The sequence below is a fragment of the Amycolatopsis keratiniphila genome, assembly GCF_000400635.2.
Lineage (GTDB): Bacteria > Actinomycetota > Actinomycetes > Mycobacteriales > Pseudonocardiaceae > Amycolatopsis > Amycolatopsis keratiniphila.
The window spans coordinates 7,543,304-7,565,512 of sequence record NC_021252.1 but is presented as its reverse complement, the minus strand read 5'-3'; the positions used below and the strand labels follow the sequence as shown (position 1 = coordinate 7,565,512).

The following is a 22,209-nucleotide window of genomic DNA, read 5'->3' as shown; positions in this document are numbered from 1 at the left end:
GACAGGTGCCGTGGGCGTGCGCGACCGAAATTCCCTTGCCCGCCGGTTCATGCTGGCTTCATGGCATTGCTGCGCAAGGGATCGCGACGGATCGTCGTCGATGACACCGCTTACCGGTGGATCGTCCGGCGGAAGCCCACCTACGCACAGGACGGCGGGTATTTCCTTTCGTACGGGGTGGAATCGGAGGACGCGCGGGGTGCGGTGCTGGTGGTCCGGACGGATCACGCGCACCCGTTGAACCACATGGGGGTGCCGTCGAAGGCCGTGCTGCCTTCGGACGTCGAACGGGCGATCCGGCTGGCGCTGGCGCGTGGGTGGGAGCCGGAGGCTCCGGGGGCGCAGTTCCAGCTCGATCTCGCGGCTGGGTGAGGGGCTACGGCGTCGTGAGTGGCGTTCGACGTGCTTGAAGGCGCGACTCGCGTGATTGGGGGCGCGACTCGCGTGATTGGACGGACGACACGCGTGATTGGGGGCGCGACACGGGGTCAGCCGAGGGACCAGAGGCGGGCATAGTGGCCGCCCGCCGCGACGAGTTCCGCGTGCGTGCCCTGCTCGATGATCCGCCCGTGGTCCAGCACCACGATCCGGTCCGCCTTGGCGGCGGTGGCGAGGCGGTGCGCGACCACGAAGGTCGTGCGGCGGCGCGCGAGCTGTTCGGTGGCGCGCAGGACGGCGGCTTCGGTGGACGGGTCGAGGGCGGCGGTCGCCTCGTCGAGCAGGAGAACGTCCGGGTCCACGAGTTCGGCGCGGGCGAGGGCGACGAGTTGCCGTTGCCCGGCCGAAAGCGACCGTCCGCGTTCACCGACGGGCTGGTGGAAACCGGCCGGGAGCGCGGCGACACCGTCGAGCGCGCCGACGGACCGGACCGCTTCCTCGACCTCCGCGTCCGTCGCGGAAGGCCTGCCGTAGCGCACATTGTCCGCGACGGTTCCCGAGAACAGATGCGCTTCCTGCGGTACCACGCCCATTCGCGTGCGCAGGGCGGCCAGGTCGTACTCGCGGATGTCCGTCCCGTCGATCCGGACCACGCCGCCTGTCGCGTCGTAGAAACGCGCGACGAGCTTCACCGCGGTCGACTTGCCGGCGCCCGTCGCGCCGACCAGTGCGACGGTCTCGCCGGGCGCCACCTCCAGTGAGAACTGTGAAAGAGCGGGCTCGTCCGTTGCGGTGTAAGCGAAATCCACGTCCTTGAAGGAGACCTCGCCGCGCAGGCGCTCCGGCATGGCGACCGGGTTTTCCGCCTGCGGAACGGAAGTCGGCGTGCGCAGCAGATCGCCGATCCGCGTCAGGCCGACCCGCGCCTGCTGGTAGCCGTCGAACACCGAGGACAGTTGCTGGATCGGCGAGAAGAACTGGCCGAGGTACAACAGGAACGCCACCAGCACACCGGCCGACAGCGTGCCAGCCGCGACCCGGTTCGCGCCGACGATCAGCACGACTACCTCGGCCAGCCCGGAAAGCATTGCCGCGAAAGGGAAGTACGTCGCGACATAGCGTTGGGCGCGCAGCCGCGAACGCCGGTACTCGTCGCTGCGGGAAGCGAACTTCTCCGCCGTCCGCTCTTCGCGCGTGTACGCCTGCGCGACCCGCAGCCCGCTCACGTTCTCCTGCATGTCCGCGTTGACGACACTGACCCGTTCCCGGGCTTCGGTGTACGCCTTGGACGACGCGCGCCGGAAGATCACCGTCGCCACGACGAGGATCGGCAGCACCGCGAGCGCGTACGCCGCGAGCCCGATGTCGGTGATCATCAACGCGGCCGCGATCCCGACCAGCGTCAGCGCACTCACCACCGCCTGCGCGACACCGGTCTGCAGGAACGTCGAGAGCGCGTCGACGTCGGTGGTCATCCGGGTCATGATCTTCCCGGACAGTTCGCGTTCGTAGAAGTCGAGCCCGAGCCGTTGCAGATGGGCGTAACTGCGCACGCGCAGCGAGTACAGCACCGTCTCGCCGACCCGCGCCGTCATCTTCGTCTGGAGGTAGACCACCAGCCAGTCGGTGAGGATCACCAGGGCGCCGATCCCGGCGGCCAGCCAGATCACCGCCTCCACGCCGGCGCGCACACCGTTGTCGATGCCGTGCTGATACAGCGCGGGCATCGCGATGGTGGCCAGTGCGTCGGCCGCGACCAGGCCGATCACCACGGCGAGCGGGCCTCGCACCGGTTTCAGCAGGCGGCCGAGGCGGAACTTCGGTTCGGGCGCGGTGACATCCGTGCCCGGCAGGCGCGGGACGTCCGTGGCGGGCGGCAGTTTCCGGACGCCCTCGATGAGTTCCTCGCTCGGCGGCAGGTCGACGTCCCATTCGCCGCCCGAGCCCTTCCGTTCGCCCGACAGCTCGTCGGCCTTGTCCTGCTCCGGCCACAGGGCGGGGGTGATCCCGGCGGGACCGCAGTCGAGCCCCTCGCAGCGATGCGGCTCCTCGACGCCGTCACCCGGGCCCGCGACGAGTTCGCGGAACAACGGGCAACGCGCGAGCAGCTCCTCCTCGGTGCCGACGTCGACGACGCGGCCCTTGTCGAGCACGGCGATCCGGTCGGCGAGGGCGAGGGTGGAGCGGCGGTGCGCGATCAGCAGGGTCGTCCGGCTCGCGGTGACCGAGCGCAGCGTGTCGTGGATCGCCGCCTCGGTGACCGTGTCGATGGCGGAGGTCGCGTCGTCGAGGACCAGCACGCGCGGATCGGTCATCAGCGCCCTGGCGAGGCCGAGCCGCTGCCGCTGACCGCCCGACAACGTGAGACCGCGCTCGCCGACGAGCGTGTCGTAGCCGTCGGGGAGGCGCTGGATGAACTCGTCCGCCTCCGCCGCCCGCGCGGCCGCGCGGATCTCTTCGTCGCTCGCGTCCGGCCTGCCGTAGGCGATGTTGTCGCGTACCGACGAGGAGAAGAGGAACGCCTCTTCGAACACGACGCCGATCGCGCCGCGCAGATCGTGCTGCCGGACGTCGCGGACGTCGAGGTCGCCGACCTGGACCGAGCCGCTGTGCACGTCGTAGAACCGGGGCAGCAGCAAGGAGATCGTGGACTTGCCCGAACCGGCCGTGCCGACCAGCGCGAGTGTTTCGCCCGGCCGCGCCTCCAGGGTGAGCCCGTCGAGCACGGGATCCGACCGCGTGTAGCCGAAGGAGACGTCCTCCAGCCGGACACCGAGCGGGCCGTCGGGCAGGGGCCGCGCGTCCGGGCTGTCGACGACGTCGGGCTGCGCGTCGATGAGTTCGTTGACCCGTTCCGCGCCCGCCCTGGTCAGCTGTGCCTGGACGACCAGGCTGGAGATCATCCGGGCGGGGCCGATCAGGATGGACAGATAGGTCGCGAAGGCCAGGAAGGTGCCGAGGCTGACTTCGCCCTTCAACGCCAGGATGCCGCCGACCGCCAGCACCGCGACCTGGCCCGCGGCGGGGAGCGCCGCCGTCGTGGCCGTTGGCAAGGACGACAGCCGCGCCGCACGCATGCGCTCGGCGAAGAGCTTCCTCGCCGTCTTCTCCAGCTTCGCGACTTCACGCGCTTCCTGGCCGAAGCCCTTCACGACGCGTACGCCGGTGACGGTTTCCTCGACCTGCTGTGCGACGTCGGCCGCGCGCTGCTGTGCCGCCCACGTCGCCGGGAAGAGCCGCTTCCGGCTGACCGCCATGATGATCGCGATCGCCGGGGCGACCACCATCGCGATCAGGGTCAGCGTCGGCGACATCCACAGCATCGCGCCCAGCGACAGCAGCGCGAAGATCACCGAACCCGCCGAGAGCGGCACCTGCATCAGGACCGACGTGACCAGCTGAAGATCCGAGATCGCGCGCGAGGCGACCTGGCCGGTGCGCAACGCGTCCTGTTTGCCGCCGTCGAGCCGCGAGACCGCGCCGAACACCTGGCGGCGCAGGTCGTGCTGGACGTCGAGGGCCAGCCGCCCGCCGACGTACCGGCGGGCGAAGGCGTTGCCGAACGTCAGCACCTGCAGCAGCGCCATCACGGCGGCGAGCAGGCCGAGCCGGGAGGTGTCGCCCGCGACGGCGTCGTCCAGCGCCTCGCGGATCAGCAGCGGGCCGGCGGCCTGGAGCCCGACGCCGATGATCGCCGCGCCCAGCGAGAGCACGACGAGCCACGGATGTTTCCAGCACGAAGCGGCCAGGCGGCGGATCCAGCCTCCGGTGGGCACCGGGGCCGTCTCACGTGCCGGACTGGCTTGACGGGGACGAGGTGGAGCAGTGGTCACTCCGCAAGCCTATGCGTCCGCACCGACAGGACCGGCCGGTTCGCGCAGGGCCGAACGCCATGAAAGGTCCTTTCCTTGCGAAATTTGCAAGGAAAGGACCTTTCATGGCGCTTGGGTGGGGCAGGTGTGACCTACGTGATGTCCTTCTTCTGGTTCACGGCCCAGCCCGCCAGGAAGAAGATCATCGTCCAGCCGAAGAAGATGAGCGCCGAGGCCCACCACGAGAACGCGCCGGGCGCACCGGCCGCGTACTGCAGCGCCCACGCCGTCTCGTCCTGCAGGCCGGGCACCTTCACACCGGCGGCGCCGAACGCCTCCGCGCCGATGGCGCCCACGATGCCGTTCACCGTGCCGTTCGGCAGGACGCCGCCCAGCCAGGTGATGTCCGCGGCGCCGAACATGACGAACACCAGCACGTTCTCGACCACCAGCATCCAGATGGTCAGCGTGATGATGCTGCCGACCACGCTGCGCCAGACCGCGCCGACGCCGATACCGAACAGGGTCGCCAGGATCGTCGCGAGGACACCCGCGCCCAGCACGCCCAGCCACTGGCCGGCGGTCGGCAGGCGCTGGCTGTCGACCGTGATGACGGTGCCGAGGCTCGCCGCGGCCACGATGATGACGCCGTAGATCGCGCCCCAGACGATGTAGGTGATCATTTTCGCGCTCAACGCCGAAACCCGGTTCGGGGCGGTGAGGAACGTCGTCGTGATCGTCTTCTTCGTGTACTCGCCGGCGAGGGCGAAGACACCGAAGATGATCGGGATCATCGTGCCGATGTTGATGCCGTGCCCGAGGGCGAGCAGGCCGACGGGCAGCTCACCGGTCGAGATGCCGAGCGCCTCGGTCAGCTCACGGGTGTCCGAGCGGCCCAGGAAATCGCTGAAGTCGTTGGTGACCATGCCCCAGAACAGGGCGAACGCGAAAGCGAAGACCACCGCGGGGATCATCAGCGCCCACCACGCCTTGAGCGTGAGCGTCTTGCGGAACTCCGCCTTGATCAGGTTGCCCATCAGCCCTGGCCTCCCCAGCCCTCGTTCTGGCCCTGCTGCTGCGCCTGCTGCTGAGGCGGCGCCTGCTGGTACTGCGGTTGCTGCGGCGGCTGACCCTGCTGCTGGAACTGCTGCGGCGGCGCGAAACCGGGCGGCGGGGTGTTCTGCGGCGCGTAGCCGGGCGGCGGACCCTGATATCCGGGCGGCGGGCCCTGATAACCCGGAGGCGGACCCTGGTAGCCCGGCGGCGGGCCCTGCTGGAACCCGGGCGGCGGCGCGGCGTACTGGCCCTGCGTCAGCTGGAAGAACATGCGCTCCAGATCCGCCGTCTCCTCCTGCATGCCGTAGACCGCGATGCTCGCCTTCGCGGAGACGTCACCGATCTGCTGCACCGTCGCGCCGGAGACCGCGACCCGGCCGTCCGGCATCGGCGCGACCTGCGTGATCCCGGCCTCCTGCAACGCCGAGACGAGGCCGCTCGCGTCGGCGGACTGCACCAGCACCCGCGACTGGTTGCTCTTGCGCAACTGGTCGAGCGAGCCGTTGTAGCGCGTCATGCCCTGGCTGATGATCACGACCTGGTCGATCGTCTGCTCCACCTCGTTCAGGAGGTGGCTCGAGACCAGCACCGTGCGCCCCTCACGCGCGTACGCGCGCAGGAAGTTCCGAAGCCACAAGATGCCTTCGGGGTCGAGCCCGTTCGTCGGCTCGTCCAGCACCAGCACCTGCGGATTCCCCAGCAACGCCGTCGCCAGCGCCAGCCGCTGCCGCATACCGAGCGAGAACCCGCCCGCCTTGCGGTCCGCCGCCGACGAAAGACCCACCAGCCCCAGGACCTCGTCCACCCGCTGATCCGGCATCCCGATCGCCGCCGAGTACACGCGCAGGTGATTCCGCGCCGTGCGTCCCGGGTGGAACCCCTCGTTCTCCAGCACCGAACCGACGACCCGCGCCGGATTACCCAGCTGGTCGTGCGGGCGCCCGTTGATGGTCGCCGTGCCGTTCGTGGGCGTCACCAGCCCGAGCAGCATCCTCAGCGTCGTGGTCTTCCCGGCCCCGTTGGGCCCCAGGAAGCCGGTCACCGAACCGGGCTCCACCGTGAAGCTCAGATTCTGGACCGCGTTGACCGCACCGAACTGCTTGCTCAGGTTCTGCACCGCGATGCGGCCACTGCCGTCGTGCATACCGTCCCCTTTTGTTGACGAAGGCCGATCACGCGACATCCTGCCTCACGGGGTGAGTCCGCACCCGAGGAAGGGGTCAATCCACCGAAAGCGACCTTCGTCACGTTCGACCGGGTGACGGATCCGCCCTCCAGTGCACCCGCTGCTGCGCCGAATGGCCGCTGACTACCGGATATACGACGCAGAGCGCGGAAAATCACCGACCGCGCCAGGGGTCTGTGAAGAAATAATTCGGAAGACATGGCGGCCCCATGCAGCGCGACGGCGACTTATTACCTACGATGTAGGAGGCGGCCCGCTCCCAGTGACCCCCAGGCTGGTCGAGCGGGCCGCCCTCAGCCCCTTTGCCCCACCTTGGTCAGTGCTTGCGCACCTTCCCCGAGGTGGGGCTTCGTCGTATCACCCGGGGGCCGAGCCCCCGGACCCCCGCGGTGCGGTCGGCGCCGGTTCGCGAGGTGGTCGGCCTAGGGCGCGGGGCGCCCTGGCCTGGTCGTGATCAGGGCACTTGTCAGGAAAGGTTCGGGAAAGGTCGGGGCGTGATCCTGTCGTCGTTCAGGTGACGAGGGGAGAACGACCGGTGGACACCGATCCGGTACGGAAGATCAGAGAGTTCGCGGCGCTGCTCGCGAGGAGCAAGGCCGCGCTCGTGCAGGCCGAGGGGGAACTGGCGGGACGGCACTACACCGCTTCGGCACGTGGGGGACTCGTGCGGGCGGAGGTGGACCATCGGGGCGGGCTCGTCGGGATCCACGTCGATCGTGCCGCCGTCGCCCGCAGCCGCGGCGGCGAACTCGGCGCGTACATCGTCGAGGTGGTCGGCCAGGCCAGGCGTGAGGCCCGCGCCGAATACCGGCGGCTGATCCAGGCGGGCGTCCGATGAGCGGCCTGCTGCGGCTTCACGACCTCGACGACGAGGAAGACGACCGCCGAGCCGCCACCGCACGAGAAGAGCATTTCGCCGGCGCGGACATCGACGCCGGTCTCGGCAGGGTCCACGTCGACGAGGCCGGTGACCTGGTCGCCGTCGACCTCGACGAACGTGCGCTGCGCGCGATGAACCCGGCCGCGCTCGGCGGCCACCTCCTCGCGGCGATCGAGCGCGCCGAACAGGCCGCCAGGGCCGGGCGAATCGAACGGAGAAAGCTCTGATGGCAGAGGGAACCGGCTACGAGGTCGTCCCGGAATCGCTCGCGGACATGGCGACTGAGTTCCAGACCGCGGTGGAATCGTGGACCACGCTCAAGGACACGGTCGGCGGGCTGACGATGCAACCGGGCGACCTCGGTCTGCTCGCCACCGGCGCGGGATACATCGAGGCGTACAACGACGCGTGCAAGCTCGTCGTCGAGAAACTCGGCGAGGCGATCAAGAGCTTCGAGGACACCGAGTCCGCGCTCGTCACCGTCGCCAACACCTACGCGGCGCAAGACGCCGAGTACTACGAGCAGTTCGGCTATCTGGGGAGCGACGATGACTGAACCCGCGCCGTATCCGGAAGATGACGCGGCGACCGTGCAGGACGCCGCGGATTTCGTGGGCATCGTCTGCGGTCCCGCGGTCGGCACCGGGGTGAAGGTGGTGCTCGAGGAGATCCGCGACATTCTCGGCGACCACACGATCCCCTCGTCGCGAGCCAGGCAATGGGGTGAAGCACAGAAGACACCGAGCACGGTCGCCGACGGGCTGAACACGAAGCTGGGTTCACTGGACGCGTACTGGCAGGGAGGCGCGTTCGACGCGTTCAAGACCCACACCGACCGGATCATCCAGGAATGCGAGCTGACGGCCACGAAGCTGGGAGAAGTGGGCACCCTGCTCGCCCAGACGATCGCCTTCGTGCACGAGACGTGGGGGATGGCCATCGGGTTCATCACGAAGGCGGCCGCCGGCTGTGCCAGTCTTCTCAACCCGGGCGACGTGATCGACGCGATCAACGATCTGGTCACCAGCTACGCCGATCTCATCGAGAACGCCTTCTCGACGATGGGCGAGTTCGCGGCCAACGTGAAGGCCATCGAGATCTCCGCGCTCGGCTTCCCGGCGCCGGGAACGCTGCCGGGCGAAGTGAGCAACCCCGACAAATGGGTTCTCGAACCGGCGCCCGAACACCCGCCGGAGGACAAGAAGCTGCCTGCCGAAGCCGGGATGGGTGAATCACAAGGCGGCGTCACCACCCCCGACGAACCGGACACGGCCGAAGCGGAACCCGCCTGATCCGAGGAACCCGGCCGCCTCGGCGCGTGAACCCTCACGTGCCGAGGCGGGCCCGGATCTTCTCGGCGATCGGGTCGCCGGTGGCCGTGCACAGGCCGAGCGCCTCGTGGAGGTGGTCCCGCGCCTCGGTTTCGCGTCCGGCCGCCGCCGACAGGTCGGCGAGCTGCACGAGCAGCCGGGCCGAGCCCCACCGGTCGTCCAGTTCGCGCGTGATCGCGAGCGCGTCCCGATACCGTTCGCTCGCCTGCTCACGCAGCCCCATGTCCCGGTAGAGGTCGCCGAGCGTGCGCAGGGTGAACCGCAGCGACGTGCGATCGCCGGTGCTCCGCTGCAGTTCGACGGCGTCCCGCAGATGGCGCAGGGAGTCGTCGAACAAGCGCTGCTGACGGCGCAGATCGCCGAGGTTGTTCAGCGCGATGCCCTCGCCGTGACCGTCGCCGTCCGCCTGGAACATCTCCAGCGCGGCCGTGTAACTCTTCGCCGCTTCGGCGAAGCGGCCCATGCTGTCCTGTGTCACGCCGAGGTTGTTCAACGTCCACGCCTGCCCGTGCCGGTTGCCGAGCTCGTGGAACACCTCCGCCGTGGTGCGGAAGTACTCGATGGCCTTCTCGAAACCGCCGACGTCGTCGTGCGCGATCCCGAGGCCGAGCAGCAGGTACGCCTCGTCGACGCGCCTTCCCGACCGCCGGGCCGCGGTCACCGCGATCTCGTGGGTGACCAGCCAGTCGTCCCAGTGTTTGGTCAGGTAGAACAACCGCATCAGCGCGGCGGCCAGCAGACAGCAGATGTCGTCGGCGCCCTGTTCCGCCGCGGTCCGCACCAGGGTCACCAGGTTCGCGCGCTCGGCGGCGAACCAGGCGAGCGCCTCTTCGCGGGTGTGGAACGGTGCTTCGGTCCGTGTCTCCTCCACACCGCTCAAGTCGATCACGCGTGCCTTCGGGTCGACGAACGCGCGGGCCGCGATCACCGTGCGCAGGAACCACACGAACAGCCGCCGCATGGCCGCCTCACGGCAGGCGGGCTCGACCTCGTCCGCGAGCTCCCGTGCGTAGGCGCGGAGCAGGTCGTGCGTCCGGTACCGCCCGGCGAAGCCCTCCTCGACGAGGTGCGATCGGGTGAGCGCGTCGAGAGCCCTCCGGGTGGCGCGTAGGTCTTCGCCGGAAAGCGCGGCGAACGCGGACGCCGTGAGGTCGTGCCCCGGATGGAGACCCCACAGGACGAAGAGGCGCGCGGACGACGGCGGCAGGTGATGGAAGGACCGGGAGAACACCGAGCGGATCGCGGTGTGCGCGTCGCCGTCGGCGTCCATCAGGTCGAGGCGCCGATGCTCGTCCGCCAGTTCGGCGGCCAGATCGGCGACGCTGATGTTGTCGCGCGCACGGAAGATCTCCGCGGCGACCCGCAGGGCGAGCGGCAGCCGGACGCACTGCCGCACCACCTTGTCGATCGCGCCGGCGGCGTCGTCCGTCCGTTCGCCCGCGAGGCCACGGAACAACTCCCGCGCGTCGGAAGGCGGCAACCGTCGCAGGACGATCCGGTTCGCGCCGTCGCGGGCCACCAGACCGGCGAGTGAATCCCGGCTCGTCACGACTACGTGGCAGGACGAACTCATCGGCAGCAGGGGCCGGACCTGCTCGCAGGTCCGCGCGTTGTCGAGCACGACGAGCAGGCGGCGGCGGGCGGCCAGCGCCCGGAACCGGGCCGCCCGCGCGGGGAGGTCGCGAGGGATCGCCGGGCCTTCGACCCCCAAAGCCTGGAGGAACCCTTCGAGCACGTTCGCGGCCGAAGGCGGCTGCTCCGGCCCGTAACCCCGGAGGTCGACGTACAGCTGGCCGTCGGGGAAGCGGGGACGGACCCGGTTCCCCCAGCGGACCACCGTCGCGGTCTTGCCGACGCCCGCGGTGCCCACCACGACGCACACCGGGGCCGAATCCCGGCCGGACTGGGCGAGCTGATCGTCCAATTCGGACAGTTCCGCCGTTCTGCCGACGAAGTTCCGTACGGTGCGGGGCAGTTCCGACGGCACGACCGCCGGTGACGGCGAGCCCGCCGGTTCGATCGGTAGCCCGGCGAGGATTCGTCTTTCGGCTTCGCGAAGCTCCGGGCCCGGTTCGATCCCGAGCTCCTCGACGAACAGTCTTCGTGCCGCGCGGTAGACGGCCAAGGCCGCCGTGCGCCGCCCCGCCCGGTACAGCGCGATCATCAGCAGTTCGTGCAGTCGTTCCCGGAACGGGTGACGGCGGATCAGTTCGGTCAGCTCGTCGACCAGGGACGAATGCCCGCCGTCGGCGAGTTCGGCCTGGCACAGCGTCTCGATCGCGGCCAGCCGGCGCTCGGTGAGCAGCCGTGCCCGCTCGGCCAGCTCTGGCGAGTCGACGCCGTCGTACGGCTCACCGCGCCACAGGCCGAGCGCCTCACGCGACAACTCGGCGCATCGCCGCGGATCGCTCGCGGCGGCCTCGTCCACGAGCGACTCGAACCGCTGGGCGTCGAGTTCCCCCGGCGACACCCGCAGGTGGTAGCCGCCTTCCCCGCTCACCAGCCGATCCGGTTCGCCGAGCAGCCGCCTCAGCTTGTGGACGTGCAGGTACAGCTTCGACGCGGAGTCGTCGGCTTCCCCCGGCCACAGCACGTCGGCGAGCGCGCTCGCCGGAACGTCGCGGTTGGCGTTCGCCAGCAGCGTCCCCAGCAGGATCTTCTGCAGACGTCCGGTGACGGTGACGGATCGGATGCGGATCGGCCCCAGTACCTCGAATTCCATTCGAGTACCTCCCCGCGGACAGTGTGCCGCGACCGCGGGGACCAAGGGGCCGGAAAGGCGCAAAAAGGAGCGAGGGACCTTTGCACTGGGGTGGCAAAGGTCCCTCGCGTGGGAGTGTGGCTTGGGGGTCAGGCCAGGACGGCGGCCAGCTCCGTGGCGGGCAGGTCGTGCGCGGCCGCGACCGGGGCGTTGGTCAGCGCGCCCGCGTGCGTGTTGAGGCCCTTCGCCAGGGAAGCGTCGGCCTGCAGCGCCTTCTGCCAGCCGTGGTCCGCCAGCTGCACGGCGTACGGCAGCGTCACGTTGGTCAGGCCGTAGGTCGAGGTACGCGGCACCGCGCCCGGCATGTTCGCGACGCAGTAGAACACCGACTCGTGGACCTTGTAGGTCGGCTCGTCGTGCGTGGTCGGCCGCGAGTCGGCGAAGCAGCCGCCCTGGTCGATCGCGATGTCCACCAGCACGCTGCCGGGGCGCATCCGCGAAACGAGGTCGTTCGAGACCAGCTTCGGGGCCTTCGCGCCGGGCACGAGCACCGCGCCGATGACCATGTCGGCCTCCAGCACGGACTGCTCGACCGACAGCGCGTTCGAGGTCACCGTGCGGATGCGGCCGCCGAAGTCGTTGTCGATCTGGCGGAGGCGGTCGACGTTGGTGTCGAGGATCTCGACGTCCGAGCCGAGGCCGAGGGCGACCCGCGCCGCGTTGAGGCCGGCGACACCGCCGCCGATCACGACCACGCGCGCCGGGTGGACGCCGGGGATGCCGCCGGGCAGCACGCCGCGGCCACCGCTCGGCTTCATCAGGGAGAACGCGCCCACCTGCGGCGCCAGCCGTCCGGCGACCTCGGACATCGGCGCGAGCAGCGGCAGCGCGCGGTTCGGGGTCTGCACCGTCTCGTAGGCGATCGCGGTGGTGCCCGCGGCCAGCAGCGCGTCGGTCAGCGGCCGGTCCGCGGCGATGTGCAGGTAGGTGAACAGCACCTGGTCGGCGCGCAGCCGCGGGTACTCCTCGGCGATCGGCTCCTTGACCTTGAGCACGAGTTCGCCCTCGGACCAGGTCTCCTCGGCGGTGGCGAGGATCTTCGCGCCCGCGGCGACGTACTCGTCGTCGGAGATGGACGAGCCGACGCCGGCACCGGTCTCGACGAAGACGTCGTGGCCGCGCCCGGTCAGTTCGTGCACGCCCGCCGGGGTGAGCGCCACCCGGTATTCATGCTTCTTGATCTCACGGGGGACGGCGATACGCACGGAAAGCCTCCTGGCGACGGTTCTGCGAACAAAGGTGCTGCCACTCACGGTGAGCCACCCGGACGGCGGTGTCATCGTCCGCCGGAGACAGTGTTGAGAACCGATCATGGTTTTCCCGGCACAATCGCTTGACCTCCAGTCAACTGGAGCTTGCACCTTGGGTCACATGAGAGCCGTGTGGTTGAAAGAGTTCGGCGGGCCCGAAGTGCTCGTCGCGGGCGATGCCCCGGATCCGGTGCCCGCAGCGGGCCAGGTCCTGATCGAGGTGGCCTTCGCCAACATCACGTTCGTCGAGACGCAGTTCCGGGCGGGCGGGGGCGGGCCGTTCCGCGCCGAGCCGCCGATGATCCCCGGCAACGGTGTCGGTGGCGTGATCAGCGCGGTCGGTGAAGGCGCCGACCTCGGCCTGGTCGGCAAGCGCGTCGTGACCTCGACCGGCGGTTCCGGGGGCTACGCGGAACGGGTCGCGGTCGACGCCGGCGCAGTCTTCGAGGTGCCGGACGGCCTGGCCCTCGACGCCGCGGTGGCGATCCTGGCCGACGGCCGCACGGCGACCGCGCTGGTGACCGCCGCGCGGATCCGGCCGGGGGAGCGCGTGCTGGTCGAGGCGGCGGCGGGCGGGGTCGGCGGGCTGGTCGTCCAGCTCGCGAAGGCCGCGGGTGCCGAGGTCGTCGGCGCGGCGGGCGGTGCGGCGAAGGCCGAGCACGTCCGGGAGCGCGGCGCCGATCTGGCGGTCGACTACCGGGAGCCCGGCTGGGCGGAGAAGGCGGGAGAGGTCGATGTCGTGTTCGACGGTGTCGGCGGTGAGATCGGGACGGCGTCGTTCGGCTTGCTGAAGCCGGGCGGGCGGATGCTGATCTACGGCCTGTCGAGTGGTTCGTGGACGGAGGTGTCCGAAGAGGACGCCGCCGCGCGCGGGGTCACGGTGATCCGGGGCCTCGGCGGACCGGAGCAGATGCGGGCGTTCACCGAGTCCGCGCTCGCCGAAGCGGCCGCCGGACGCCTGGAACCCGTGATCGGCCAACGGTTCCCGCTCGAGCGGGCGGCGGACGCGCACGCGGTCATGCAGTCGCGGGGCGCGCTCGGCAAGACGTTGCTCGAAATCTGATGTTCGACGTCGACGAATTCCTCGCCGGTCCGCTGACGGCCAGGGTCGCCGCGGCCGGGCCGACCGTGCGCCCGGTCTGGTACCTCTGGGAGAAGAAGGCCTTCTGGATCCTCACCGGGCCGTGGGCGCGGCTGGCCGGGCTCGTCCGCGAATCGCCGTCGATCGCGGTGACCGTGGACGTGTGCGACGTCGGCACCGGCCTGGTGCGGCAGGTGCTCGCGCGCGGTGAGGCCGAGGTGCTGCCGTTCGACGTCCCTCGTGGACAGCGGCTGCTGAGCCGGTATCTCGGTCCCGACGAGAGCAAATGGGATGCGCGTTTTCGTTCTTACCTGCACGATGATCCCGAGGTGAAAGGGACGGTCTGGGTCCGGCTGGTGCCGAAGAGATTCGTCGCCGAAGACCTCGGTTATCGGGTATGACGTACGGCCGCGTTCGCTGGGGGTGGGCGCGGTCGTGCAACCTGCGGATCGGTAAATGCAGCACGATCGAGTCAAGATGTTGATCTTACTGGCCGGTAAGCTGCCATTCTGTTCGGCATGACAAAACAGGACTGGCGGCGGGAGCGGCGTGTCCGCACCGTCGACACCGAAGGCAATCCGGCCGATGTCATCGTCGGCCTTGTCGAAACCCCCGGGCACGGATACGAAGCCGCGCTTCGGGTCGACGGGGGCCCCGGTGTTCTTTTGCCGCTTTACCCCGGTGCCGATCTGCTCGCCGCGGTACGGCAGACCATTGAGGACGGATATCGCGCCAGCGCGCACTGAACCGTCGAATGTCATGAAAGGGTCTTTCAAGACGTTTTCCGTCCTGAAAGACCCTTTCCTGACGTCCGGACGCGGAATGTCGCGCTACAAAGTATTCGTCATCGAGCAGTTTGTAGTGGAATCAACTCCACCGCAGGGAAACGAGTTGCGTGATCAGTGCCAGCCGGACGTCGGGATCGTCCAGATCCAGCGGGACGAGGTCGAGCAGCCGTCGCATCCGATATCGGAGGGTGTTGGGATGGATCCGGAGTTCCTTCGCGGCCGCGCGCGGGTCTCCCGGATGCCGCAGCCACTGGTAGAGCGTGTCGACGTAGCCGCTCTCGTGGGCTTCGTCGTGCGCGCGCAGCAGGCCGAGCGGCCCGAGCTCGGCGACCTTCGAGGTGCTCGCCGCCGTCGCGCCGCGGTGCAGCGAAAGGGCCGTCCACGCCTCGTCGAAGACCACGACGCGGCCAGGGACGAGCTTCGCGCGAAGCAGGCCGAGCGCCTCGTCGGCCTGGAGCCGTGAAGTCGCGAGCTCGCCGATTTCGCAGGCCGAGCCGGCGGCCGCCCTCGGTGTCCCGCCCTTCCGCGACGACGGCAGGGCTTCGAGGGCCGCCCGGAGTTCCTCCCAGCCGTCGCCGTCCGGCACGACGGCGTAGAGGACACCGCCGAGTTCGGTGGCCACCGGCCGCCTGCCGACACCCTGCGAGATCCGTTCGAGCAGCGCGAGGCGCAAGCCCTCGTCGTCACGGCCGTCGCCGCCGGAGACCTCGATGACGACCACGCGGTGCGGCTCCTCGGACAGGTCGAGTTCCGCGATCGCCTTGCGCGGGCTGGCCTTCCCTTCGAGGAGCGCGCGCAGGAGCTCGGCCGAGACCCGGCGTTGCGAATCGGTGTGCGCGCGGCGGCGCAGCAGGTGCAGCGCGACGACGGGGGCCGCGTCGGCGAACGCTGCCGCGCGTTCGTCGGAGACCGGGCCCGCGACGACCGCCCACATCGACCCCAGCAGTTCGCCGCCCATCCGGATCGGCACGATGAGCCGCGGCAGGGTGCCGTCGCGTTGCGCGGGCACGAAGATCGTCTGCCGCCCACGGGAAAGCTCGCGGAACACCCCTCGCGACCGGAACCGCGCGAGCACGTCGTCCGGGATGCGGCGGCCCATGATCGTGGACACGCGCGCCGAGTCGGTCAGGTCCTGCCGGGCCGAGTAGGCGAGCACCCGCGAGTTGGTGTCCTCGATGGTGACGGGCGCGTCGACCACCGAAGCGACCGCGTCCGCGAGCCGGAACAGGTCGCCGGAACCGGGGCCGCCGCCGTCCTCCAGCGCGTCCGACTCGTCGGCCAGCGCGTCGAGGACCGTCCTGAGCAGCCAGACGAGCTGGGCCCACGAAGTCGCGGACCGCACCTCGATCAACGCGATGTCGGCCGATTTCGCCGCCCGTTTCACCGAGGGCTTCGCCGCGAGCGGGGGTTTCAGCAGGACGGCGGCGGCGCCTTTGGCCGCGCTGAGCTTGACGAGTTCGGCGGCCTCCGGTGTTTCGGTGATCGCGACGCCGAGGACGAGGTCCCCCGCGGCGAGGGTGTGGCCGGGTTCGGCGATGACGACGTCGCCGACCGCGGGGGACTCCTCGGGGACCTGGAGGGCGTGCAGCAGCGTCGGCCCCACCCGGTCGACGACAGTGCGCACCGAAACCATGGGGCGATTGTCCAGCAGGCGGGACCGCCGCACACGTCAGACCTCGCGGGGTGTCCTCGCGTCGATGTCCTCGGGTGTGAACCGCTCGCGTTTCGTGGTCAGCGCCCACCGGTGGCCGTCGGGGTCGACGATCCGGCCGTAGCGCTCGCCGAAGAACATCTCCTCGACCGGCGCCTCCACCCGCGCGCCCGCGAACACCGCACGCCGTACGAGGTCGTCGGGGTCCTCGGTCTCCAGTACCAAGAGCATCGGCGTGCCGCCCAGTGTCGACGGGGCGAGCGCGTCGAGCTGCGGGATCTCCTGGCTCACCAGCAGCCGCGCGTCGCCGACGGCGACCTCCACGAACAGCACGACACCGTTCGGCAGGACGTTGCGGAACAGCTCCACGGCGCCGAACGCCTTGCCGTAGAAGGAAAGCGACGCGTCGACATCCTTGACGAACAGATGCGGCACCAAGCCGAGCGCCCGGCTCACGCCGACTCCGCGCGCTTCAGCAGCCCGGTCTGGTCGGCGACCGCGACGAGCCTGCTCAGGAACTCGGCTTCGCGGGCGGCGACTTCGCGGCCGGCGCGGGTCAGCCGGTAGTAACGACGGCGAGAGTCGTGCGGCTGGTCCTCGCTCGCGTCCGGGGCCTCCTCGACCAGGCCGTCGGCGACGAGCCGGGCGAGTGTCCGGTACAGCGTGCCCGGGCCGAGTTGTGCGGTGCCGCCGCTCACCTCGTCGACGAAACCCATGATCGCGTAGCCGTGCGCGCGCCCCTTCGCGAGCGCCAGCAGGGTCTGGAACGCCGCGGGGGTGAGCTGCGGGTTGCCGTCGGCCATCCGCGAAGCATACACTCCGATCTCGTTATATCCATGGTGGATACAAAGGAGTGGGGACGTGGCGATTCGTGGCGTGCACAAGATCGTGGTCGGAGTACGGGACCAGGAACGGGCGAAGCGGTTCTGGTCCGAGGTCGTCGGATTCGAGATCACCACCGACGTGCCGTACGACGACGAAGGGAACCGGTGGGTCGAGGTCACTTCAGCCGATGGGGTGACGTCGCTCGTCCTGAGCACCGCTCCGGAGGACCTCAAACGCTTCGAGGTGCGGGACGAACTCCCGACGGGCAATTTCTTCTTCTACGCCGACGACATCGAAAGGACGTATGAGGAGCTTTCGGCGAAAGGCGTCGAGTTCCCGGCCAGGCCGGAGAAGCAGCCGTGGGGCTGGTGGGCGATGTTCACCGATTCGGAGGGCAACAGGTTCGCTCTCCAGGAAAGGAATCCCACCTCCTGAGAGCAGTTGGGTGCCCCGTCCGGCGGAGCTAGCTTCGGTGCCAACAGCCGAAACCCCTTGAGCCGCTAGGAGAATCGCGATGAGCGCGGACGGATGGTCGTTCGAGACCAAGCAGATCCACGCGGGTGCGGCGCCGGACACCGCCACCGGCGCGCGGGCGACCCCGATCTACCAGACCACCTCGTACGTGTTCCGCGACAGCCAGCACGGCGCCGATCTCTTCAGCCTCGCCGAGCCCGGCAACATCTACACCCGGATCAACAATCCCACGCAGGACGTGCTGGAGCAGCGGCTCGCCGCGCTCGAAGGCGGGGTCGCGGCGCTGGCGTTCGCGTCAGGGACCGCGGCCACGACGGCGGCCATCCTCAACCTCGCGAACTCCGGTGACCATTTCGTCTCCAGCCCGGCGCTTTACGGCGGCACCTACAACCTCTTCCACTACACGCTGCCGAAGCTCGGCATCGAGGTCTCGTTCGTCGAGGACCAGGACGACATCGAGCAGTGGAAGGCCGCCGTCCGGCCCAACACCAAGCTGTTCTTCGCCGAGACGCTGGCCAACCCGGGCAGCAACGTCCTCGACATCCGCAAGGTCGCCGACGCCGCGCACGAGTCGGGTGTCCCGCTGGTCGTGGACAACACCGTGCCGACGCCGTATCTCGTCCGGCCGATCGAGCACGGCGCCGACATCGTGGTCCACTCGGCGACCAAGTACCTCGGCGGGCACGGCACCACGGTCGCCGGGGTGCTGGTCGACGGCGGCACCTTCGACTTCGGCAAGGACCCGGCGCGCTTCCCCGGGTTCAACGAAGCCGACCCGAGCTACCACGGCCTCAAGTACTGGGAGGCGCTCGGCCCGGGCGCGTACGCGGCCAAGGCGCGCGTCCAGATCCTGCGCGACACCGGAGCCGCGATCGCGCCGCTCAACAGTTTCCTCATCCTGCAAGGGATCGAGACACTTTCGCTCCGTTTGGAGCGGCACGTGTCCAACGCGCAGGCGCTGGCCGAATGGCTGGAGCAGCGCGACGAGGTCGAGAAGGTGTACTACGCCGGGCTGCCGTCGAGCCCGTACTACGAGGCCGCGAAGAAGTACCTGCCGAAGGGCGCCGGCGCGGTGCTTTCGTTCGACCTGCGCGGCGGCGTCGAAGCCGGACGGGCCTTTGTGGACGGTACGGAACTGCACAGCCAGCTGGTCAACATCGGCGACGTGCGCAGCCTGATCGTGCACCCGGCCTCGACGACGCACAGCCAGCTCACGCCGGAGGAGCAGCTGTCGAGCGGTGTCACGCCGGGCCTCGTGCGGCTCGCCGTCGGCCTGGAAGGGATCGAGGACCTCAAGGCCGACCTCGAAGCCGGATTCCGGGCGGCCAAGGCCGCTCTGTGACCGGTGCTTGGCGAGAGGGAGAGCCGCCTGGACGTCGCCGCTTCGTCGGCGGCGTCCAGGCGCTCGAAACCGGCGGGACCTTGCCGTTCACGCTCGCCTATGAGACCTGGGGGACGCTGAATCCCAGTGCCTCCAATGCGATCCTCGTCGAGCACGCCCTGACGGGGGACAGCCACGCCGTCGGCCCCGCGGAGGAAGGTCACGTCAGCCCCGGCTGGTGGGACGGCCTGATCGGGCCGGGCAAGGCGATCGACACGGACGCGTTCTTCGTCGTGGTCCCGAACGTGCTCGGCGGCTGCCAGGGCTCGACCGGCCCGTCCTCCGCGCATCCGGACGGAAGTCCTTGGGGCAGCAGGTTTCCCGCCGTGACGGTCCGCGACCAGGTGGGGGCGGAGGTCGTCCTCGCCGACGCGCTCGGCGTCGGGCGGTGGGCCGCGGTGATCGGCGGCTCCATGGGCGGGATGCGGGCGCTGGAATGGGCGGTGAGCGAGCCGGAGCGGGTCGCGGCGCTGCTCGTCCTCGCGTCGACCGCGCAGGCGTCGGCCGACCAGATCGCCTGGGCCGCACCGCAGCTGCACGCCATCCGGTCGGATCCGGGCTGGCACGGCGGAGACTACTACGACCTTCCCGGCGTCGGCCCGGACGCCGGACTCGGCATCGCGCGCCGCATCGCGCACGCGACGTACCGCAGTGAAGCCGAGCTGGCGCAACGCTTCGGCCACCGCCATCAGGACGGTGAAGACCCGCTGCGCGGCGGGCGGTTCGCCGTCGAGTCCTATTTGGACCATCACGCCGGGAAGCTGTCGCGCCGGTTCGACGCGGGCAGTTACGTGGTGCTCACCGAGTCGATGAACACGCACGACGTCGGCCGCGGGCGGGGCGGCGTCGCGAACGCGCTCGGCCGGGTCACCGCGCGGACGGTCGCGGCCGGGGTGGACAGCGACCGGCTCTACCCGCTGTACCAGTCGCGGGCCATCGCGGACGGGGTCGCCGGGGCGGAATTCGCCGTCATCGCTTCGCCTTACGGGCACGACTCGTTCCTGATCGAGACCGAGCAGATCGGGCGGCTGGTGAAGCTGCTGCTGGGTTAGCCGCCTCGCGTGATCAGACGGACGACTCTCGTGATCAGCCGGACGACACACGCGACGTCCGGCTGATCACGCGTGTCGTCCATCCAGTCACGCGAGGCGGCCACGAGCGCGAGCGGCTAGTCCGCGACGGCGTCCGAGATCCAGGGCGCCACCGGCAGATCCCGGTCAAGGCATTCCGCCGACAGCCGGATCGTCCACCGCAGCGCCTGCAGCACAAGACTGTCGACCTCGTCCGGCGCGGCGTTGGCGAGCGCGATCTCGACCTGTTCCTGCGCGGCCTCGCTGTTGCCGTGCACCTCGGCCAGCAGGGTGCGGACGGCCGTCCGCACGGGCGGGTCCGCCTGGTCGATCGAGACCTCTTCGCCGTCCTCGTCGAACACCTGCACCTTGACCGGCGCACTTCCTCCATCACCCAGCGTCGACACCATGGCGCTGCATTCGCCGAACAGCATCATCACGAGCTCTTTGGTCTCGTCGGAGCGCGCCTGCGGCTCGGCGGCGGTCGGCATGAGCTCGTCGAGCGCCTCGGCGTCCTCCCCGAGGCTGATCGCCACGAGCGCACGCTGCGCCTTTTCGACGAGCCTCCGCTCGTACTCGCTCCTGTCCGGCTCCACGTGCCTATCAAACACCAGAGGACGGAAAAGTGGGGATAGGCCGAAACCCGGTCGTGGTCACTTGGCGGAGTGCAGTGCACCCAGCGCGAGACGGCAGAGCATCTCGGCCAGTTCGCTGTCACCGAGATGGCGGTTGTACGGCGTCGAGTTGATCAACCCGAAGACCGCGTGCGCCGCCGAGCGCGCCTGCCGTTCGCCGATCCCGGGGACGGCGTCGCTGATCGCGCGCACCCAGACCTCGACGTACTGGCGCTGCAGGGCGCGGACCTGCTTGCGGTCACTGTCGGTGAGATTGGCGAGATTGCGTTCCTGGACGGTGATCAGCGCGGGATGCGTGAGCGCGAAATCGACGTGAAAATCCACCAGTGCTTCGAGAACCTCGCCCGGCTCGTCCCGCTGGCTCGCCCTGGCCGTCCCGCCGTCGAGGAGGTAGCGGCTGATCGAGTTCAGCATCTCGCCGAGAATGGCGTCCTTGCTGCGGAAATGCCGGTACAACGCCGGGCCGGAGATGCCGACGGCCGCGCCGATGTCGTCGATGCCGACGCCGTGGAAACCGTGGTGGGCGAAGAGCTCGGCGGCGGCGGCCATGATCTGTTCGCGCCTGTTCGCCTTCTCGCCGTTCACGAGTGGGGTGGGGTTCGCCGGCATCTGGCCATATTAAGGCCGCGTGTTAGCGAGCGCTAACACGCGGCCGTACTTCCAGCCTGAGCCAAGTGGGCTACCTGGGGAAATGACCCTTTTGTGTGGGGTTACCACCTGGTAATGCTGTCTCTCGTCAACTTGTCACGAAGGAGTGACCATGGCCGTCCCTGCTCGGATCAAAGCTCTTTCCTTCACTCGTTTAGGTGCGGCCCTGGGGGTCGCTGTCCTTGCCACGCTCGGTCTCGCGGGCACCGCCCAAGCGGCGACCAACTACGTGGCGCTCGGTGACTCGTACTCGTCCGGCGTCGGTGCCGGCAGTTACGGGAACTCGGGCGACTGCATGCGCAGTGCCAACGCCTATCCCCAGCTGTGGGCCAACGCCCACGCCGGGACCACCTTCAAGTTCGTCGCGTGCTCGGGGGCGCGCACCGGCGACGTCCTCAACCAGATCGCGAACGTCACCTCCAGCACCACGCTGGTGACGGTCTCGGTCGGTGGCAACGACGCCGGTTTCGCCGACGTCATGACCACCTGCACCACCGGCAGCGACCAGACCTGCATCAACCGGGTCAACACCGCGAAGACCTACGTGAACAACACGCTTCCCGGGTTGCTGGACAACGTCTACAGCAAGATCAAGGCGAAGGCGCCCAGCGCGAAGCTGGTCGTCCTCGGGTACCCGCGCTTCTACACGGTGCCGGGTTCGTGCTCGGTCGGGCTGAGCGACACGAAGCGCACCGCGATCAACTCGGGTTCCGACGCGCTGGCGTCGGTGCTCTCGGCCCGCGCCGCGGCCAACGGCGCGAAGTTCGTCGACGTGCGGCCCGCGTTCACCGGGCACAACATCTGCTCGTCGGCCGACGACTACCTGCACAGCCTCACCTGGCCGATCGTGAACTCGTACCACCCGACGGCCGCCGGCCAGCGGGGCGGCTACTACAACCCGCTGGTCTCCGCGATCGGCTGACCGTTTCGCGCGTGAAGGCCCCCTTCCCTCGGCTCAGTCGAGGGAAGGGGGCCTTCACGCGCTTAGGGGAGGTGGACAGA

The 22,209-nt window shown here is 69.6% G+C and carries 22 protein-coding genes; 12 read left to right on the top strand and 10 right to left on the bottom strand.

Translation table 11 applies throughout. The features are described from left to right. Positions 1-60: 60 nt before the first annotated feature. Positions 61-372: a hypothetical protein gene (locus AORI_RS74830; RefSeq protein WP_016337046.1), complete on the top strand. Its 312-nt coding sequence runs from the start codon at positions 61-63 to the stop codon at positions 370-372. A gap of 116 nt (positions 373-488) precedes the next feature. On the opposite strand, the gene AORI_RS74825 is transcribed toward AORI_RS74830, so the two are convergent. The 3 genes from AORI_RS74825 to AORI_RS74815 form a co-directional block, all read right to left on the bottom strand. Continuing rightward, a complete protein-coding gene (locus tag AORI_RS74825; protein ID WP_016337045.1) occupies positions 489-4,154 on the bottom strand; it encodes an ABC transporter ATP-binding protein in 3,666 nt (1,221 codons plus the stop codon). Positions 4,155-4,342: 188 nt separating this feature from the next. Continuing rightward, a complete protein-coding gene (locus tag AORI_RS74820) occupies positions 4,343-5,227 on the bottom strand; it encodes an ABC-2 transporter permease (protein WP_016337044.1) in 885 nt (294 codons plus the stop codon). Further along, complete coding sequence (locus AORI_RS74815; RefSeq protein ID WP_016337043.1) at positions 5,227-6,390, bottom strand: ABC transporter ATP-binding protein; 1,164 nt, start codon at positions 6,388-6,390, stop codon at positions 5,227-5,229. Before AORI_RS74815 ends, AORI_RS74820 begins: the two co-directional genes overlap by 1 nt. Positions 6,391-6,967: 577 nt before the next feature. On the opposite strand from AORI_RS74815, the gene AORI_RS74810 reads away from it, so the two are divergent. Genes AORI_RS74810 through AORI_RS74795 form a run of 4 tightly spaced genes read left to right on the top strand, consistent with a single transcriptional unit; the run spans position 6,968 to position 8,604 of the window. Then, positions 6,968-7,270 carry a YbaB/EbfC family nucleoid-associated protein gene (locus tag AORI_RS74810; protein WP_016337042.1) on the top strand — a complete coding sequence of 101 codons (303 nt, stop codon included), beginning with the start codon at positions 6,968-6,970 and terminating at the stop codon, positions 7,268-7,270. Beyond that, positions 7,267-7,539, top strand: coding sequence for a hypothetical protein (locus AORI_RS74805; RefSeq protein WP_016337041.1), 273 nt, complete (start codon positions 7,267-7,269; stop codon positions 7,537-7,539). The genes AORI_RS74810 and AORI_RS74805 overlap by 4 nt, the downstream gene beginning before the upstream one ends. Beyond that, complete coding sequence (locus tag AORI_RS74800) at positions 7,539-7,868, top strand: hypothetical protein (RefSeq protein WP_016337040.1); 330 nt, start codon at positions 7,539-7,541, stop codon at positions 7,866-7,868. The genes AORI_RS74805 and AORI_RS74800 overlap by 1 nt, the downstream gene beginning before the upstream one ends. Then, on the top strand, positions 7,861-8,604 hold the full coding sequence (locus AORI_RS74795; RefSeq protein ID WP_016337039.1) for a WXG100 family type VII secretion target: 744 nt from the start codon (positions 7,861-7,863) through the stop codon (positions 8,602-8,604). The genes AORI_RS74800 and AORI_RS74795 overlap by 8 nt, the downstream gene beginning before the upstream one ends. A gap of 34 nt (positions 8,605-8,638) precedes the next feature. Here AORI_RS74795 and AORI_RS74790 read toward each other — a convergent pair whose 3' ends face one another. Next, a complete protein-coding gene (locus tag AORI_RS74790) occupies positions 8,639-11,365 on the bottom strand; it encodes an AfsR/SARP family transcriptional regulator (RefSeq protein ID WP_016337038.1) in 2,727 nt (908 codons plus the stop codon). A 128-nt stretch (positions 11,366-11,493) separates the two neighbouring features. Continuing rightward, complete coding sequence (ald, locus tag AORI_RS74785; protein WP_016337037.1) at positions 11,494-12,609, bottom strand: alanine dehydrogenase; 1,116 nt, start codon at positions 12,607-12,609, stop codon at positions 11,494-11,496. Between the two features lie 166 nt (positions 12,610-12,775). Between ald and AORI_RS74780 the strand changes: the two genes are divergently transcribed. From AORI_RS74780 to AORI_RS74770, 3 genes are all read left to right on the top strand, one after another. Further along, positions 12,776-13,717, top strand: a complete 942-nt coding sequence (locus tag AORI_RS74780; RefSeq protein WP_043848365.1) for a zinc-binding dehydrogenase — start codon at positions 12,776-12,778, stop codon at positions 13,715-13,717. Further along, complete coding sequence (locus tag AORI_RS74775) at positions 13,717-14,136, top strand: pyridoxamine 5'-phosphate oxidase family protein (protein ID WP_016337035.1); 420 nt, start codon at positions 13,717-13,719, stop codon at positions 14,134-14,136. The genes AORI_RS74780 and AORI_RS74775 overlap by 1 nt, the downstream gene beginning before the upstream one ends. A gap of 117 nt (positions 14,137-14,253) precedes the next feature. Beyond that, positions 14,254-14,481: a hypothetical protein gene (locus AORI_RS74770; RefSeq protein WP_016337034.1), complete on the top strand. Its 228-nt coding sequence runs from the start codon at positions 14,254-14,256 to the stop codon at positions 14,479-14,481. A 121-nt stretch (positions 14,482-14,602) separates the two neighbouring features. Here the strand turns inward: AORI_RS74770 and AORI_RS74765 are convergent, their stop codons facing one another. The 3 genes from AORI_RS74765 to AORI_RS74755 are packed head-to-tail and all read right to left on the bottom strand — an operon-like array spanning position 14,603 to position 16,977. Then, on the bottom strand, positions 14,603-16,156 hold the full coding sequence (locus tag AORI_RS74765; RefSeq protein ID WP_016337033.1) for a PucR family transcriptional regulator: 1,554 nt from the start codon (positions 16,154-16,156) through the stop codon (positions 14,603-14,605). Between the two features lie 36 nt (positions 16,157-16,192). Continuing rightward, positions 16,193-16,630 carry a VOC family protein gene (locus AORI_RS74760; RefSeq protein ID WP_016337032.1) on the bottom strand — a complete coding sequence of 146 codons (438 nt, stop codon included), beginning with the start codon at positions 16,628-16,630 and terminating at the stop codon, positions 16,193-16,195. Next, positions 16,627-16,977, bottom strand: a complete 351-nt coding sequence (locus tag AORI_RS74755) for a PadR family transcriptional regulator (RefSeq protein ID WP_043848364.1) — start codon at positions 16,975-16,977, stop codon at positions 16,627-16,629. The genes AORI_RS74760 and AORI_RS74755 overlap by 4 nt, the downstream gene beginning before the upstream one ends. A gap of 58 nt (positions 16,978-17,035) precedes the next feature. Here AORI_RS74755 and AORI_RS74750 point away from each other — a divergent pair, with 58 nt between their 5' ends. The 3 genes from AORI_RS74750 to metX all read left to right on the top strand — a co-directional run bounded on the left by AORI_RS74750 (position 17,036) and on the right by metX (position 19,906). Next, positions 17,036-17,434: a VOC family protein gene (locus AORI_RS74750; protein ID WP_016337030.1), complete on the top strand. Its 399-nt coding sequence runs from the start codon at positions 17,036-17,038 to the stop codon at positions 17,432-17,434. Between the two features lie 79 nt (positions 17,435-17,513). Next, entirely contained in the window at positions 17,514-18,815 is a 1,302-nt protein-coding gene (locus tag AORI_RS74745) for a bifunctional o-acetylhomoserine/o-acetylserine sulfhydrylase (protein WP_016337029.1), read from the top strand. Then, positions 18,812-19,906: a homoserine O-acetyltransferase MetX gene (gene metX, locus AORI_RS74740; protein WP_016337028.1), complete on the top strand. Its 1,095-nt coding sequence runs from the start codon at positions 18,812-18,814 to the stop codon at positions 19,904-19,906. The genes AORI_RS74745 and metX overlap by 4 nt, the downstream gene beginning before the upstream one ends. A 116-nt stretch (positions 19,907-20,022) precedes the next feature. On the opposite strand, the gene AORI_RS74735 is transcribed toward metX, so the two are convergent. Both AORI_RS74735 and AORI_RS74730 read right to left on the bottom strand, forming a co-directional pair. Continuing rightward, a complete protein-coding gene (locus AORI_RS74735; RefSeq protein WP_016337027.1) occupies positions 20,023-20,520 on the bottom strand; it encodes a hypothetical protein in 498 nt (165 codons plus the stop codon). 57 nt (positions 20,521-20,577) lie between these two features. Then, positions 20,578-21,168, bottom strand: a complete 591-nt coding sequence (locus tag AORI_RS74730) for an SACE_7040 family transcriptional regulator (RefSeq protein WP_016337026.1) — start codon at positions 21,166-21,168, stop codon at positions 20,578-20,580. A 151-nt stretch (positions 21,169-21,319) separates the two neighbouring features. Between AORI_RS74730 and AORI_RS74725 the strand changes: the two genes are divergently transcribed. Then, a complete protein-coding gene (locus AORI_RS74725; RefSeq protein WP_016337025.1) occupies positions 21,320-22,129 on the top strand; it encodes an SGNH/GDSL hydrolase family protein in 810 nt (269 codons plus the stop codon). The last annotated feature ends 80 nt before the right edge of the window (positions 22,130-22,209 follow it).